General features: G+C 49.2%; 12 protein-coding genes. 11 read left to right on the top strand and 1 reads right to left on the bottom strand.

What is annotated here, in order from left to right; all coding sequences use genetic code 11:
* Positions 1-14: 14 nt before the first annotated feature.
* From KD147_RS03600 to KD147_RS03550, 11 genes are all read left to right on the top strand, one after another.
* Entirely contained in the window at positions 15-1,310 is a 1,296-nt protein-coding gene (locus tag KD147_RS03600; protein WP_212546918.1) for a type II and III secretion system protein family protein, read from the top strand.
* A gap of 8 nt (positions 1,311-1,318) precedes the next feature.
* Entirely contained in the window at positions 1,319-3,055 is a 1,737-nt protein-coding gene (locus KD147_RS03595; protein WP_212546917.1) for a TadA family conjugal transfer-associated ATPase, read from the top strand.
* The gene (locus KD147_RS03590) at positions 3,048-3,899 is read left to right on the top strand and encodes a type II secretion system F family protein (protein ID WP_212546916.1); all 852 of its coding nucleotides are present in this window, start codon (positions 3,048-3,050) and stop codon (positions 3,897-3,899) included. Before KD147_RS03595 ends, KD147_RS03590 begins: the two co-directional genes overlap by 8 nt.
* A gap of 9 nt (positions 3,900-3,908) precedes the next feature.
* On the top strand, positions 3,909-4,772 hold the full coding sequence (locus KD147_RS03585) for a type II secretion system F family protein (protein WP_105189650.1): 864 nt from the start codon (positions 3,909-3,911) through the stop codon (positions 4,770-4,772).
* A gap of 2 nt (positions 4,773-4,774) precedes the next feature.
* On the top strand, positions 4,775-5,113 hold the full coding sequence (locus KD147_RS03580) for a DUF192 domain-containing protein (protein ID WP_212546915.1): 339 nt from the start codon (positions 4,775-4,777) through the stop codon (positions 5,111-5,113).
* 96 nt (positions 5,114-5,209) lie between these two features.
* The gene (locus KD147_RS03575; protein WP_349304664.1) at positions 5,210-5,593 is read left to right on the top strand and encodes a tetratricopeptide repeat protein; all 384 of its coding nucleotides are present in this window, start codon (positions 5,210-5,212) and stop codon (positions 5,591-5,593) included.
* An 82-nt stretch (positions 5,594-5,675) separates the two neighbouring features.
* Entirely contained in the window at positions 5,676-6,338 is a 663-nt protein-coding gene (locus KD147_RS03570) for a pilus assembly protein (protein WP_249318886.1), read from the top strand.
* A gap of 29 nt (positions 6,339-6,367) precedes the next feature.
* On the top strand, positions 6,368-10,597 hold the full coding sequence (locus tag KD147_RS03565; protein ID WP_212546912.1) for an IPT/TIG domain-containing protein: 4,230 nt from the start codon (positions 6,368-6,370) through the stop codon (positions 10,595-10,597).
* Positions 10,598-10,646: 49 nt separating this feature from the next.
* A complete protein-coding gene (locus KD147_RS03560; protein ID WP_212546911.1) occupies positions 10,647-11,102 on the top strand; it encodes a hypothetical protein in 456 nt (151 codons plus the stop codon).
* Positions 11,103-11,116: 14 nt separating this feature from the next.
* Positions 11,117-11,812, top strand: coding sequence for a hypothetical protein (locus KD147_RS03555; RefSeq protein WP_212546910.1), 696 nt, complete (start codon positions 11,117-11,119; stop codon positions 11,810-11,812).
* A 435-nt stretch (positions 11,813-12,247) separates the two neighbouring features.
* Positions 12,248-14,248, top strand: coding sequence for a S8 family serine peptidase (locus KD147_RS03550; RefSeq protein WP_212546909.1), 2,001 nt, complete (start codon positions 12,248-12,250; stop codon positions 14,246-14,248).
* 113 nt (positions 14,249-14,361) lie between these two features.
* On the opposite strand, the gene KD147_RS03545 is transcribed toward KD147_RS03550, so the two are convergent.
* Positions 14,362-15,618 carry an SLC5/6 family protein gene (locus tag KD147_RS03545; protein ID WP_212546908.1) on the bottom strand — a complete coding sequence of 419 codons (1,257 nt, stop codon included), beginning with the start codon at positions 15,616-15,618 and terminating at the stop codon, positions 14,362-14,364.
* Between the last annotated feature and the right edge of the window lie 41 nt (positions 15,619-15,659).

Raw genomic sequence — 15,659 nt, 5'->3', positions numbered from 1 at the left:
ATAAGGGAATATTTATGAAGGCGTCACTGAAGACACTTGCGGTCTTGATATTGTGCTTATATCAAGGTGTAGTTTTCGCTACCGTGCAAACCATTGACATGCAAGTTGGCACCATGGACTTGCTGCCAATCGAAAAAGTAAACCGTTTGGCCATTGCTAATCCGGGCGTTATTAGCGCCAAAGTGATTGATGACGAGCACGTGTTAGTGATTGCCGAGGGGCAGGGTAACACCGAGCTCCAGGCCTGGGATGGCGAAGGCAACATTATCAAGATTCAAATCAGGGTGTCTGAGTTCAATGGCGACGAGCTTGAGACCAAGGTGCGCGCCTTGCTTAAAGGCATTGAGGGGATCCAAGTGCGCCAGGTTGGCTCTCTGATAGTGCTTAATGGCGAGGTAGACGAGCAACAACTCGGTAAAATCAATACCATAGCGTCGAGCATTCCTAATGTGACTTCATTGGTCTCTACCAAGGTGTTGTCGATGCAACAGATGATCCGCATGGATGTGGATATTGTTGAATTGAGAAAACGTAACTTAAAAAATCTTGGCGTGCGTTGGGACAGCAGTGCTGCAGGGCCGGCCTTTGGCGCCATTAGCAACTGGACCAGCAACGATCTGTTTTCTGTTTCATCGCCCTCCGTGGTCAGTAACTCCATCGTTGACCAACTGGGTGACACTTTGGTCGGTTCAACCAGCTTTGCCCATTTTGGCATTGTTTCCGGCTTAACCTCGCAAATCCAGCTGCTCTCTGAGCAGGGCGATGCGCGCATGTTGGCCCAGCCTACTTTGAGCACCCGAAGTGGTGAAAAGGCACGCTTCTTGGCCGGTGGTGAGGTGCCCATTCCCTTGCTTGCGGCCAATGGCGCAGCGAATGTCGAATTCAAAGAATATGGTATTAAGTTAGAAATTGAACCGGTCGCCGATGAAAAAGGCAATATTGTGTCATTTGTCAGCGCCGAGGTGAGCTCAGTAGACCAATCGGTGCAGGTCGACGGTGTCCCTGGGTTTAAAACCCGAGAAACGGAATCTGTGGTCAATGTCAGCAGCGGCGATACCATAGTGATTTCCGGTCTGGTATCCAGTGAAATGGCGAAGGCCGTGAACAAGGTGCCCTTCCTTGGTTCTATCCCAATTCTTGGCGAGCTGTTTAAATCTCGCGACTTTACCGACAACAAAACCGAGTTGGTCATTCTGGTGACGCCCAAAATCGTGCCTATCGAAAGTCAGGACCACCAAAACCGCCTTAAGCGTGCTCAGGAAATGATTTCCGAAGCTGACAATCTCGAAGCTTTTTATATTCTTGACTAGGAGCCGCTATGTTTGAAGTGAAAGTAAACACGGCCAAAGGCACTAAAGTCGGCACTATAAAATGCAATGAAACCACCTGTGTTATCGGTAAAGACAAGCGCCACCCCGTGGTGTTGCATGGCTTTAAGGTGTCCCGCGAACACGCAAAATTGTATTTGCGCGACGATGGCATTTATTTAGAAGACAGAGCGAGTCGAACCGGCACCCTGGTCAATGGCAAAAGCGTTGAATCTGCGGGGCCACTTAATGGCGATGATGTGATTGAAATTGGGGGTTATCACCTGAGCGTGGTCGCCTCGGAAAGCATGAAGAAGACGCAGCAAGAGCAGCGACAAAGTGCCGAGACAAACCGAGGGGGCGTGCCCGCCCAGGCACCTGCCTTTGAGGTGCCAAGTGTATCTGACGGTGCCACTACCCAGGCGCCTAAAGCGGCGCTGGCCGCCAATGATACCGAGCAAAAGCGCGAAGAAATAAAGCTGCGCAACACCTGGCGTAAGCAGGTTCATAAGGAGTTGATCAAGCAAATCGACTTGCGCCGCGTGAATGTGTCGGAAATGTCCGATGATGAGCTGCGCACGCAAAGTAAGGGGTTAATTGACGCCATCATAGATAAGTTTGACTTGCCAGCGACCATTTCCAAAGAATCACTCAGCAAAGAGGTGCTTGATGAGACCATTGGCCTTGGGCCTTTAGAGCGTCTGGTGGCCGATCCGGATGTGTCGGAGATCATGGTCAACTCCCATGATGAAATCTTCTTTGAAAAGGCGGGTAAACTCTACCTATCAGACATCGCCTTTACCGACGATCAGGCTGTACTTGGCGCCATTGAGCGTATTGTTACGCCCCTTGGACGGCGTATCGACGAAGGCCAGCCCATGGTCGATGCGCGTCTCAAGGACGGCTCCCGGGTGAATGCCATTATTCCTCCGTTGGCCCTAAAAGGACCCTGCATCACCATTCGTAAGTTTATGTCTAATAAGCTTGAGGCGGAAGATCTGGTGCGCTTTGGTTCACTGTCGCCGGATATGGTGCGCTTTTTAGAAATGGCCGTGGTGAATAAGCGCAATGTGGTGATCTCCGGCGGTACCGGCTCGGGTAAGACGACTTTGCTTAACGTTTTGTCCAATTTTATACCCGATGATGAGCGTATCATCACGGTCGAGGATGCGGCCGAGCTTAAGCTCTATCAACCTAACCTGGTATCCCTTGAAGCCAGGCCCCCAAACCAGGAGGGTAAAGGCGCCATCGAAATACGTGATCTGGTTAAAAACTGTCTGCGTATGCGCCCCGACCGCATCGTGGTGGGTGAGTGTCGTGGTGGTGAAGCCCTGGATATGCTTCAAGCCATGAACACGGGTCACGATGGCTCGTTAACAACCGCGCATGCCAATACGCCGCGCGATTGTATTTCTCGTTTGGAAGTCATGGTGATGATGGCGGGGATGGACTTACCCATTCAGGCCATTCGCGAGCAAATCGGCTCGGCGGTGAACATGATAGTGCAGCAGTCTCGCTTTAGCGATGGTTCGCGCCGGGTCACTTCCATTTGCGAAATTACCGGCGTTGAGTCCAATACTATTCAGTTGTCTGAAATCTTTAAGTTTAAACAAACGGGGTACAGTGAATCGGGCAAGGTGCTGGGCGACTATGTGGCGACTGGAATGATCCCTGAGTTTTACGAAAAGCTGCGGGAGCAGGGAATGGATGTGGATCTGGGCATATTCAAGGTTAGCGGCAATGACTAGTTCACTGATATTGATGACCTTGGTCGGGGTGTCGGTGGCGCTCTTGGTTTATGGCGGCAACTACATCTCCCGCGACCTTGCGGTTAAATACCGAGAAACCTTTACTCACTCGGCACGGCACAATCTGTCGGATATGTTCTTGTTTATCGAACCGCAGAAGTTGTTCGCCATGAACTTGGTGGGCATGGCGGTGCTGTTTTTATTTATCTGGGCGTACACGGGCACGATTTTTGTCGCTTTCTTGATGGTGGTGTTGCTGTCGTTTGTGCCACCGTATTTGTATAAGTTTTTACAACGACGCCGACGTAAAAAGTTTATCTCTCAACTGCCGGATGCGCTGAATATGATCTGTGCGTCAATGCGCTCTGGCTCAAGCCTGATCAACTCAATTGAAGCCATGGTTAAGGAGCAAGATGCCCCGATAAGCCAAGAATTCTCGTTGTTTTTACGTGAGCAGCGCCTGGGCGTCGACTTTAACGATGGCCTCAATAATATGCTGGCGCGTATGCCCGAGCAGGACTTTAAGCTGGTGGTGGCGGGCATGCAAATTTCTAAAGAGATAGGCGGTAACCTTTCCGAAACTCTGGAGCGTTTAGCGGATACCTTGCGCAAGAAATTGGAAATGGAAGGGAAAATCGACTCCTTAACGGCGCAGGGGAAAATGCAAGGGGTGGTGATGACCGGCTTGCCTTTGTTTGTGGGCTTTGTGCTCTATCAAATGGAGCCCACCCATATGGCGCGATTATTTAGTGAGCCCATAGGCTGGCTGGTGTGTTTTGTGGTCGCGGTGATGTTGTTCATCGGTTACAAGTTCATCAAGAAAATAGTCACAATAGATGTATAAGGACAGTACATGTTTATAGGGATAATCGCCTTATTTGGCCTCGCTATTATGATGGGCTGTTATAGCGTTTATGCAATTAAGAAATCCATTCCCGACGAAAATCGGGACTTTATGGATCCGCTGCCCTCATCACTTCGCACCATCTGGCCCTTGGTGCGTATCGCCGCCTATTATATTGGTGAGCGCCTGCCGATAGATTATCTGGAAAAGGTCGCCAAAAAACTGCAGGTGTCCGGCGTATCCTATATTTTAACGCCGGAAGAATACGTGGGTGTACGAGTGGTTTCAGCGCTGTTCTTTACCTTACTTGCCTATGCGGGGATGGCGCTGCTTGGACCCATTGACCCGTTAAACCTGTTGCTTGCAGCCGTATTTGGCTCTTTTCTGCCGCTTATTACCCTCAATGACCTAAAAAAGAAACGGCATATGCAGATCTCCAAAGCACTTCCCGTGTATCTGGATTTTATCACCATGGCGGTGGAAGCCGGTTTGAACCTGACCGGGGGATTGGCGCAGGCGGTTGATAAAGGCCCCGAGGGGCCGCTTAAGGTAGAGTTTGAAAAGGTGATCCGCGACCTGCGCGCCGGGGTAACAAAAATCGATGCCTTTAGGGCCATGGCCGAACGGGTGCAAACATCGGATATCAACAACCTGGTCAGTGCCTTAGCGCAAGCAGAGCGCACCGGTGCCAGCCTAGGCGGCGCATTGAGGATCCAGGCCGACCAAAGACGAGTAGAGCGTTTTCAGCGTGCAGAGAAAAAAGCGTTGGAAGCGCCCATCAAGCTTATCTTTCCGTTAGTGGCTTTTATATTTCCCGTGACCTTTATCATCTTGTTCTTCCCGATCGTGATGAAGTTTATCTACGAGTTATAGCGATGAAGTCAGTGTTTATATCCATTGAAGGAAAAGGTGAATTAGAGCTGCTGATGGCCAATAGCTGGTGGTCGCGCTTAAGGGGTTTACTTGGGCGCGTTATCAGCCCAAGTCAGGGGATGCTCATTACCCCCTGTCGTTCGGTGCACACCATGTGGATGAGCTACAGCATAGATGTCGTCTATTTAGATAAAGAAAATAGAATCGTAGCAATAAAAAGAGATTTAAAACCCTGGAAATTGAGTGCCTGTTCCGAGGCTTATAACCTTATTGAGTTATTGGCAGGGCAGGCAGAATTCTGGGGCTTTAAGGAAGGAAATACAATTGAGATATCGGGGTAAATAATGAGGATCTATTTGGTTTTACTATGTGCCTGTTTGCTTCTGACTGGTTGCGCAAGTTCTCAGAGCAAGGGTGACACCGAGAAGCTAAACCTAGTGCAGTTGGAGAATCAAGCCGAGGCGGCGTACGTTGCTGGTCATTTGGATATGGCCGAGGGCATGTACAGACAACTACTTTCTGCCAAAGAAGGGTATGCACCGGCATGGTTTCGCCTCGGTAATATCTATGCCCGAACAAACCGCCTAAATGCCGCCGTAAGTGCTTATCAGCGCTGTATTCAAATTGATAATGAGCATGAAAAGGCCTGGTTCAATTTGGCCGTTACGCGAATGCGTCAATCCACCAATGTGATTATCCAAGCGCAAGAACATGTAAGCAGCGATACCCAGATAAAAGCGCAAATGGATGAGCTTTTTATACAACTAATGAAATTGCAGACAGGGAAGGCTAACAATGCAAAGGCGCACGCGGATACCTAGTATCGGGGCCGTCAAGGGGCAGGCCATGGCGGAGTTTTCGATATCTTTGCCTTTCTTAGCGCCTTTTATCTTGGTGCTCATTATGTTGTTGGTGCAGTGGCTTTTCATCTACAAAGAAAAAGTGACCTTAAATGGCGCGGTGTTTGAAGCCGTGCGAGCGGGTGCCCTAAACCATGGTAGCCCTGAGGCAATGAAAGATGCGCTCGCCCAGGGCATGATGCCTTTGTTTATGGAAGCTGACACCGATGCGCCGGACGTAGCCGATGTCGCGACGGCCTATGCAAAAGCGAGGGCGTACGTGGCAGTTGGCTCGGACATTATTATTTTAAACCCCACGCCCGCTGTTTTTAATAAATTCAAGCAACAGCGTAAATACAAGGGGGTTGGCACACTCTATGAGATACCTAACGACAACCTGATGTATCGCAGCAGCGCTGCGGTTAGGGTATACGATGATGTGAAAATTAATATTCAGGATGCGAATTTATTACAGATAGAGGTTAACTGGTGTAAGCGCTTGGAAGTGCCCATTGCCAACTGGGTTATTGGCGAAATACTGACATTGAAAAACGTCGACCCAAATCCGCTGTCGGATAATTACGTCAATTATATTCCTGGGCAGGAGCAATTAAAGTGCAATGCATTGGCAGCCGCCGCCGGGAATACACAAAACGGCCAAACAGATTATTACATAACTCTTAAATCCTATGCGTTAATTCGAATGCAATCGCCGTTTCGAATGTAATGGAATTCAATTTTAAAAGGGTAAGGACAATGAACGCAAAACAACTTCTCGCCATGCTCTTGGCAGGAACACTGAGCATAACGCTCGCAGGGTGTAATGAATCACTCGATGAATCGACTCCTACAGAACAACCAGATTCCGGCTCGGGCGATGGCTCGGGTGATGGCTCGGGTGATGGCTCGGGTGATGGCTCGGGTGATGGCTCGGGCGATGGCTCGGGCGATGGCTCCGGAGACGACGAACCACCGGTGGGCACTTGGGAGAACCAAGATGAGGATAACGATGGTGTGTTAGATGCCGATGATGATTATCCTTTTGATCCAAGCAAAAGTGCGTATCCCGTCTATGAGGAAGAAGAGCCAAACGATAATCCCTCGGTGGCGACGCCAGTAGAACTTGAGCAGGGTTTTAGGGTAAAGGGCACAATCTCTTCGCGCACGGATAAAGGGGATTTGTTCGGCTTTGATGTTGATGAGGTCACTCTGATAACGGCGGTATTTGAGAGTCCGGCTGAGCGCTTTAGTCCTCAGGTCTATATGTCGAACTCCGAAGGGCAGGTAATAGACAGTTTTGTGCTCAACGAATTTACCAAGGGTGGCAAACATATTGTTAATTTCCAACTGTTTGAGCCTGGTCGCTATCAACTGAGCGTGATGGATAATAACTATGCCGGTGGAACGGATCTCACTTATGAGGTCGTGGTTTTTCATGATCAAGATGTGGATGCCTTTGATGATGCTAAAGAGCGTGCCTTTGCCAGTGACGTGATAAAAAACGACCAAGATGAAGACGGTATCTTGGATGGTCTGGAGTTCACCTTACTCTACACCACAGAGCACATTGACTTTGACGAAGACGGCTTGGCTAACTGGCAAGATACGGACTCCGACGGCGACTCTTTTTCGGATAAGATCGAAGGGATTGAAGACCTAAATGGTGATGGCTTTGCCAATTATCTCGACCGCGACGCCGATGGCAATACCATAGATGACAAGATAGAAAGTGGTGACCCTTTGGCTCCAAACGATTTTGATAATGACAATATTATCGATCACCTGGACTTAGATGATGATGGCGATGGTATCTTTGATATCAATGATATGAATCGCCTAAAGCAGGCACAACGCGTTGTTCCAAGTAGCCCTGATGATTTCTCTATTGAGTGGTTATACAACCTGCATAATGCCGCGTTTACCGTTCGTTCCTTTGTGCGCGCCGGCGACCCCGCCGAGCTAGTGGTACGCAATCTACCACAAGAGCAAAACCTGGTTGTTGTTTACACCATTAATGGTCAGGTGTTCAACAGTCTCCCTGCGATAACAGAGGTAGTCGACAATGAAACGCGTCTGTCATTGGCATTACCAAATCTGGTTGGCACAGGGTCGATTAAGCTGGCTTTTGGTGAAAAAATCTCAGACGAGTTGCCTTTCGAGATAGTGGCACCAGAAAGACCCTTAATCCATAGCGGTCCATCGAGCTTCCAAGTCGGTGACACCATCACCCTCAAGGGAGATAATTTTGACCTAGACGATACCGCCGTCGTTTTCCAAGGCACACCCGTGATGCCCTCGGTAAATAATGGCAGTGAGATAGTGGTAGAAGTTCCTGAGGGCATAGCCGCAGGGCGGTATTGGGTGTCCAATGCTCAAGGTAGCAGTAATGAAATGAGCTACTTCCTAGAGCAAAACATTGCCTATAGTGTCGCTGTTGCCGGAGCAAGCCCCATTTACTCGATTGGCGGCATAGTGCCTAGTCATGCGACTGAAGTTTCAGGAAATACAGTGCAGTTTAAAAAGCTAGGCAACAGCGCCGAGGTTCTCTACTCATTCGCGCTAAATGTTAATGGCCAGCCTGAAATGTATCTCAGCGCTATCTTGGAGGCCGGCGTGCAGGAGGTAGAGTTTAGCTATCGTTCTACCGCTCTGGCGAACATGGCTTCACACCTGATTTTTTTCATTGAAAGCAAGGGTATGAGCCTTGATGAGGCCTCAGAGATTATTGCCCAAAGCCCCGAGTTTACCAATTACTTGCAAGAGGTGACAGAGGCACTTGAGGCCGATAAGGGTTTTTTCTCATTCGCAAATGCGCGTCCAGGTAGCGCTGAGTTATTGAATAAATACAGCGAACATTTCAAAAACTATCTCGTCAATGCCAAGAGTCAAAGTAGCCTCAGTGCAGACCAATTTAACGCTGCCAATTATTCACGGGCGCATGTGTTACGTGGTGCAACGTTAAACGCGTCAACCACAGAAGCAGTAGATACCGATATAGAGCCAAGTATTGTGTCTTATCCTGAGACCAATGGGACCTGGAACCTGTTCGACATGAGTATGGAAGCGTCCACATTTTTAGATAACTCTGTTGAGCTTGGCAATAAATGTGGCGAAGGTGTTGACCCAAAATGGTATGAGGTACTGGGCTATGATGGTTGCGTTCGCTTAGAGAACCGCAGTCAATTATACCTCAGTTATAGAGTTTATGAGGTGGATCCAGCAACGGGCGAGATCCCCGCTGACGCCATCAGCTCACCCTTAGCGGAACACATAGATACGCCATATCACACCGCCATGGCATCACCCACGTCGGGTACTTTCCTGGTGTTTGAGTTTTGGTCTAGCGATAAATTGATCGACACATGCGTCTACAAAGACTGTGCCTATCAGATCCTAACCCCCGGTGTGGACGGTATTTTTGGTCCGACGCCGTTTAATCTAACTGGTGCTGAAAGCCATAACCAAATTGCGCAAAAAGCAAGACGCATGCTGACCATTCGCACCATTATCGATAATATCATCATTCGATTTTATTCAATCTTATTTGATGCCGCAGGCCTAAATATAGATAAGGGTGCGCTAAAAAAGCCGGAGCAAGCGCGTGCTGTGATTAAGGCGGTGTATGAGTACATGCCGGCGCTCACCTCGGAAGTGGAGAAACTGGCGAGTAAAGAAAAGGTCACCGAACAAGAATGGATCGACCTAAGCCAGGCGATAGGTCTGGAAATCTATAACAAAGAAATTAAACCCATTATGACGGATCTGAGTAATTTCCCGAACATCAAACTCGGTCCTGCAACAACCGCATTACTAAAGGTCTTCGCGTATGACCAGGCAGACTTTATCCAAGCACTGGGTCAAAAACTCGCGAAAAAGTTAATTCCAGGCTTTGGTGCCGTAGAGACGGCCTATGAAGCAAGTCAATTGGCCACGGCCATGGTGGATATGGGTAAAACCATTAAAGATCTAGCCACGGTACCGAGCAAACTGGATTATGTCGTTTCCTGGGGATTACAACTGGCCGATATCACCCCAAGAAGTATCCAGCAAAATGGCCAAACCAAAACCTTTACTCTGGTTGGCAGTGGCATGGCCATTCAAAAAGGTGTCTTCAGTGATGATAAACCTAAAGTCATAGTGATTGATTCGCAAACCAAGGTGGAGCTCGATGTCACCTTCCTAGGCGTTAACAAGCAAGGTACTGAGCTGGAATTTATGCTCGCTAACATTAGCCAAATAGATGCGGCTAAAGGGCCACTGGATGTCTATGTAGAGCACCGTGATGATAAGGCGAAGTTACCCTATCAAATACTGGTCGGAACCGACTTGATGATTTCAGCTATTACTCCAAATAGGGCAAAAGCCGGTGAACAGGTAACAATCAGTGGAATAGGCTTTAGTGAACCGCTAGTGGGCAATATCGTGCGCTTTGTCAGTGAGTCCGGTGAAGTGAAGCGGGCGAGTGTCACCGCAGCGACCACAGAGTCTCTTACTGTCACCGTGCCGGACTCGCCCGGTGCCGGCTATGTCACCGTGGAAGTCGGGGGAGAGGTGAGTAACCAGCTGCCATTCTTTGGCCCTGGGCAAGTGAGCATTACCTTTGGTGATAACGGTAACTTTAATGATGACGTTTATAAATTGGCCGTAAATGGCAAGGTTATTTATGAAAATGGTACGCCAAAACGAAAGGTGGGCCCCTTGGCCATTGCCTTGGATGAGGGTGAGCACACGGTGGAGTTGACCGGTATTCGTGCCGACGATGGTATAGGCACATATTATATTGAGTTTGCCGGGGATGTTGTAAATGTCAGCGGTGATGCGCAATCGGGTAGGGATCTTTGCCCAGAAGTGGTCAAAACATTTACTATCACAGTCGGCCCAACTGTCGCTAATTCAGTGCCAAGTCAGCGTAGCTATGTTATTGATCCCCTGTCTATTTTACAGGATGAAAGTAGTTCCGCACCCAGTGAGTGTGCTGGGCAATAACTACAAACACTAGATGGCCCTGACTACAGGGCCTTTTTAAGGATAAAATATGAAGCTATCACCTTTGCTAATCGCCACAGCCGTCCTCTCATATAATGCCAGCGCAGCAGACTACAGTGTGCCAATCGAAAACTGCGTAAAAGCAGCCGAGGCTGTTAAGAATAATGATTCAGCCTTGTTAAAACCACTGGTGAGAGATTTGAATCCAGAAGAAGAAAAGGCCATGACGCCGTATCTGGCAAAAATCCACACCTATTACACCAAGGGTAGCTATCAGGGTATTAGAAATTTTCGTACCAAAGACGTACAAGTGATCGAAAATGCGAAAACCAGCATCTATCAAGATACGCGCGAAAATGCAGAAAAATATAATTACGACAAAGAGATTTGGGTCAATTATTCGTTCGATACCAGCCGCGTCGATAAGAAGGATGCTGTAAAAAGCGGGCAGTGTAAGTTTGCGCAAATCGGTGGCCGCTGGGTCATGATGAATGTTTTAAATTAACTGTTAATTCAATTATGAAGCTTGAACTCACCGATCCTGTGTGGTTTTCCTACGTCCATTTTAAAGGGCAAAAGGGGCTTTCCCCGCACAGTGTTATTAAGCTGCCATTACTTAGGCTGCTGGCAACGCTGTCGCCAAAAAAGGAATGGCTGTTTGCCCTTATGGTACTGGCGTTAGCGCCGCTGCCTTTTATCCTTGAGCCCTATTTTGGCCCTAGGGCATTTGTATTTATCTATTTTCCGGCCTTAGTTGGCGTCTTGATACTTAAGCACATTGTCTTTTGGCGCACCTTTGGCGCCGATAAGAAAAAGCTGATGACTTTGAGTGCCGAGCAAATTGAGATAAGCCCATTGGCATGTGCGCAGTTAAGTGAAAAAGCCGTGCTATCTCGTCAGCAGATTGCCAAGGTAAAGGTTTACTACACCTTGACTCACGACCATGATGTGGGCAGCTCTGGGGCGAGGTCCTCGGTGAATCAGCTAGCCTTAGTGCTTGAGGATCAAAGTGAGTATGTCTTAGACGGCTACCGCATCGGTCTGGCTAATGTACTCTATTTATTGGTTTATTTTGACTATCCTTTGGAGTTTATTAAGCAGTCAATAGCCCATGTACCAGGGCACCTGTGGCCTCTCGTTTTACGGCTAATCCCCATCTGTGCCAACGTCCCGGCACTGGGGCAGACGCTATTTGCGTTAAAAAGCGTATTTTAGCTAGGCATCATTATATATTTACAAGGATGTGAATATGCCACTAAGACCCCTTAGAAACCCCGCTTCAACCTTGTATCTATGATTTAATTTCTCGCGCTTTTTGCTTGCTGAGTTGTTTACTGCTTGGCAGGCATTTTCCCTTACCAGGGTAGTACTTTTCGCCTCGGAGCTGGTCAGATATTTCTTATTTAATAAGGGTAGTTACAGCGCTAATCTTTTATATTTCCTTCGTAGTTCCTAAAAAATGCCCATTTCTTCGCCGATTTCTTTCGACTCTAAAATCGCCTGCTATACTCTGTTCGATATTTGTTCACTTTCTATTAACAAAAAGCCGTAAACAAAAGTGGCGAATAGCAGGGACGAGTGAGCGCAAGAGGTTCCAGCAAACCCGCCCCGATGAAGGAAAATTTATAAATCTATCTTAGGAATCTATCTATGCTGAAAATAAAACGACCCCTGGTTGTGTCTGCAGTACTGTCTGCGTTAGCACTTGCAGGCACCGCACAGGCGGCCAACGAAGATCAACGCTATATAGTCAAATTCAAACCAGGTCACAAAGCCTCGGTGATGACGGCGGTGAGCAATAGCCGGGGCAAGGTTGAGCGGGAGCTCGACAAACATCGCCTCGTTGCCGTTACACTCTCAGCGCAAGCGGCCAAACAATTCAAAAATAGAAAAGACATTGAATTTGTCGAAGTGGATCAAAAGCGCTACCTAATGGCTGAAAGTACGCCTTATGGCATCTCTATGGTACAAGCGGATCAAGTGAGCGATGCCCTAACCGGTAATATGAAGGTATGTATCATGGATACCGGTTATGATCTCGGTCATGAGGACCTGCCCACTACCGGTGTGACCGGCGATGATGGATACGATAACTACAACTCCGGCAACTGGTATGAAGATGGTCATGGCCACGGCACTCATGTCTCCGGCACTATTGCCGCACTAGGCGGTAATGGCACGGGTGTGGTGGGTGTGAACCCCAGTGGTAACTTAAGCCTGCATATGGTCAAGGTATTCAATAGCAGCGGCAACTGGGCATACGGTTCAGATTTAATTGCCGCGGTTGATCAGTGTATGGCCGCCGGCGCCAAGGTGATCAGCATGAGCCTGGGCGGCGGTGGTTCAAGTAGCGCCGAGCAAGCGGCGTTCGATAATGCCCATGCTAATGGTCTGCTTTCTATCGCCGCGGCGGGAAACGACGGTAACAGCAGCATGTCTTATCCGGCGTCCTACGATTCCGTGATGTCGGTTGCGGCGGTTGACTCTAATGGCACTAAAGCCAGCTTCTCTCAGTACAATAGCCAGGTTGAAATTGCAGCTCCGGGCGTGGCGGTTAATTCAACCTTGCCCAATAACAGCTATGCCGCCTGGAGTGGTACTTCCATGGCGACTCCACATGTAGCGGGCGTTGCAGCTCTGGTATGGAGCCATTATCCAAGTTGTAGCAATGACCAGGTCCGCACAGCAATGGCGCTGTCAGCAGAAGACCGTGGCAGTGCTGGAAGAGATAACAGCTATGGCTGGGGTATAGTCAAAGCCAAGGCCATGTTTGATCTATTTGCCGATGGCTGTGATGTCGGTGAATTGCCACCGCCTCCAGAGCCGGAAGATTTAGTTAACAGTGTGCCGGTCGAGAACCTGGCCGGGGCCAGCGGCGATGCCTTTGACTATAAGATGGCTGTGCCCTCAGGCGCATCTAACCTAGTGTTTGATATGTCCGGTGGCAGCGGCGATGCTGACCTCTATGTTAAGTTCGGTTCAAAACCAACGGCCAGCAGTTACGATTGTCGTCCGTATTCAGGGGGTAACGACGAAAGCTGTAGCTTCGCCTCGCCACAGACCGGCACCTATTACGTCACGGTGCTCGGTTATAGTAGCTTCTCCGGCGTCTCTCTGGTCGGTAACTATGATGGCGGGGGCACGCCCAATACGCCGCCAACCAGTGATTTCAGCTACACCTGCACGGATCTAAGCTGTGATTTTGACGCTAGCCTCAGCGCTGACAGTGACGGCAGCATCAGCAGCTATAGCTGGAGCTTTGGCGATGGCACGTCGGCCAGTGGCCAGGTTGCCTCGCACAGCTACAGTGCCGATGGCAGCTACAACGTCACCTTGACCGTCACCGACAACGACGGCGCATCGGATAGTAGCAGCCAGGTTGTCACCGTTACAGGCGGCGCAAGCAGCGATATTACCCTGCAGGCATCCGGTTATGCCTCCAGAGGCACCCGCTACGTGGATTTAACCTGGAGCAATGCAAACGGCAGTAATGTCGATGTATATCGCACCAAAAACCGTGACACCGTGACCTTTTCCACGGCTAACGATGGTGCCCATACCGACTCATTCGGTGGCGGCGGCTCCTTCGTTTATAAAGTGTGTGAGTCTGGCACGTCAATTTGTTCGCCAGAAGTTACGGTTAATTTCTAATTAAACCCAGCAGTCAAAACGTAAAAATCCACCTGTACATCAGGTGGATTTTTTTTGCCCAGGCTGGTGGGCTCAAGCTTGCTTTGGCTTATAGAACCAAGCGCAGAGCTAAGTTAGCTCAGTAGGCTGTATACCAGCGCCGACACCGCTAAGGCACCAACCAGCAGTACAAACAGGGTACTGAGTTTACCTCGGTATTGCTCCAGCGCAGGTACCTTGTAAACGGCAATCATGGGCATAATAAAGAGGATCATGGCGATAATTGGACCGGAAATCGCTTCCATCATACCCAGGATACTGGGGTTATAAATGGCACAAATCCAGATCGCCACAAACATCAAGGCCACACCGAGTTTATCGGCGCCGCGATAGCTTAATGACGAATGCTTTACCACCAGGCCGTTAAAGCTTTCACGAGCCCCTAAAAAGTGGCCGAAGAAAGAAGAGGTAATGGCAACAAAGGCAACCAAGGGGCCAACATAGGCAAGCAGTGGGTTGTTATAGGTGTTGGCCAAATAAGAAAGCACCGAGATATTGGCGTCCTTCGCCGCTAACAGCTGCTCGCTTGATAAGGCAAACACGCAAGAGAACACAAACAGCAGTACAAAGCTAATCAGCATAATGGCGGTGTACTTTAGGATGTTGTCAGATTTGGCGCGGGCTTGCTGACCATAGTGGCGGCGCTGGGCATTGGCAAAGCTGGAAATTGCAGCGGCGTGGCTAAATGAAAAAACGATTACCGGCACCGCTAGCCAGAGATTGGTCGCCAGCTCTGGCGCACTGCTAATGTCCATGGAGGGGATTTGCCAGTGTGGAATAAGATACAGAGATAGGCCAAACAACACCGCCACCAAGGGGTAGACCAAAAATGCGAAAGCGCGCAACATCAGTTTTTCGCCGCCTAGCATGACTGCCACCATGGCCGCCACCAGTACGCCAGAGAGCACAGCCCGTGGCGGTGAGCTCATTGACAGCTGGTTGACGATAAAGTCATCCACCGTGTTGGTCAGGCCAACGCCATAGATCAACAGAATCGGGAAGATGGATAGAAAATAGAGCAGGGAGATCAGACGCCCTGCGGTGGCACCAAAGTGTTCCTGCACCACATCGGTAAAATCACTGTCATCCTTTTTTGATGAGAGCACGAAGCGGGCCAAGCCGCGGTGAGCTAAATAGGTCATGGGGAAGGCGGCCAAGGCCATAATTACTAAGGGCCAAAACCCTCCTAAACCTACATTGATGGGTAAAAATAAAATACCGGCGCCAACGGCGGTGCCAAAAAGGCTGAGCAGCCAATGGGTGTCATGACGATTCCATGAACTTGCTGTTGCCGAGGCGCTGGCGCCAAGGACTTGGTGAGAGGAGTTCATATACTACTACCTGATACTGCATAAAAATTCGGGGCAATGAT

The organism is Pseudoalteromonas sp. BDTF-M6 (assembly GCF_018334135.1).
Classification (GTDB): Bacteria; Pseudomonadota; Gammaproteobacteria; order Enterobacterales; family Alteromonadaceae; genus Pseudoalteromonas.
This window is presented reverse-complemented; position numbering and strand designations above follow the sequence as displayed.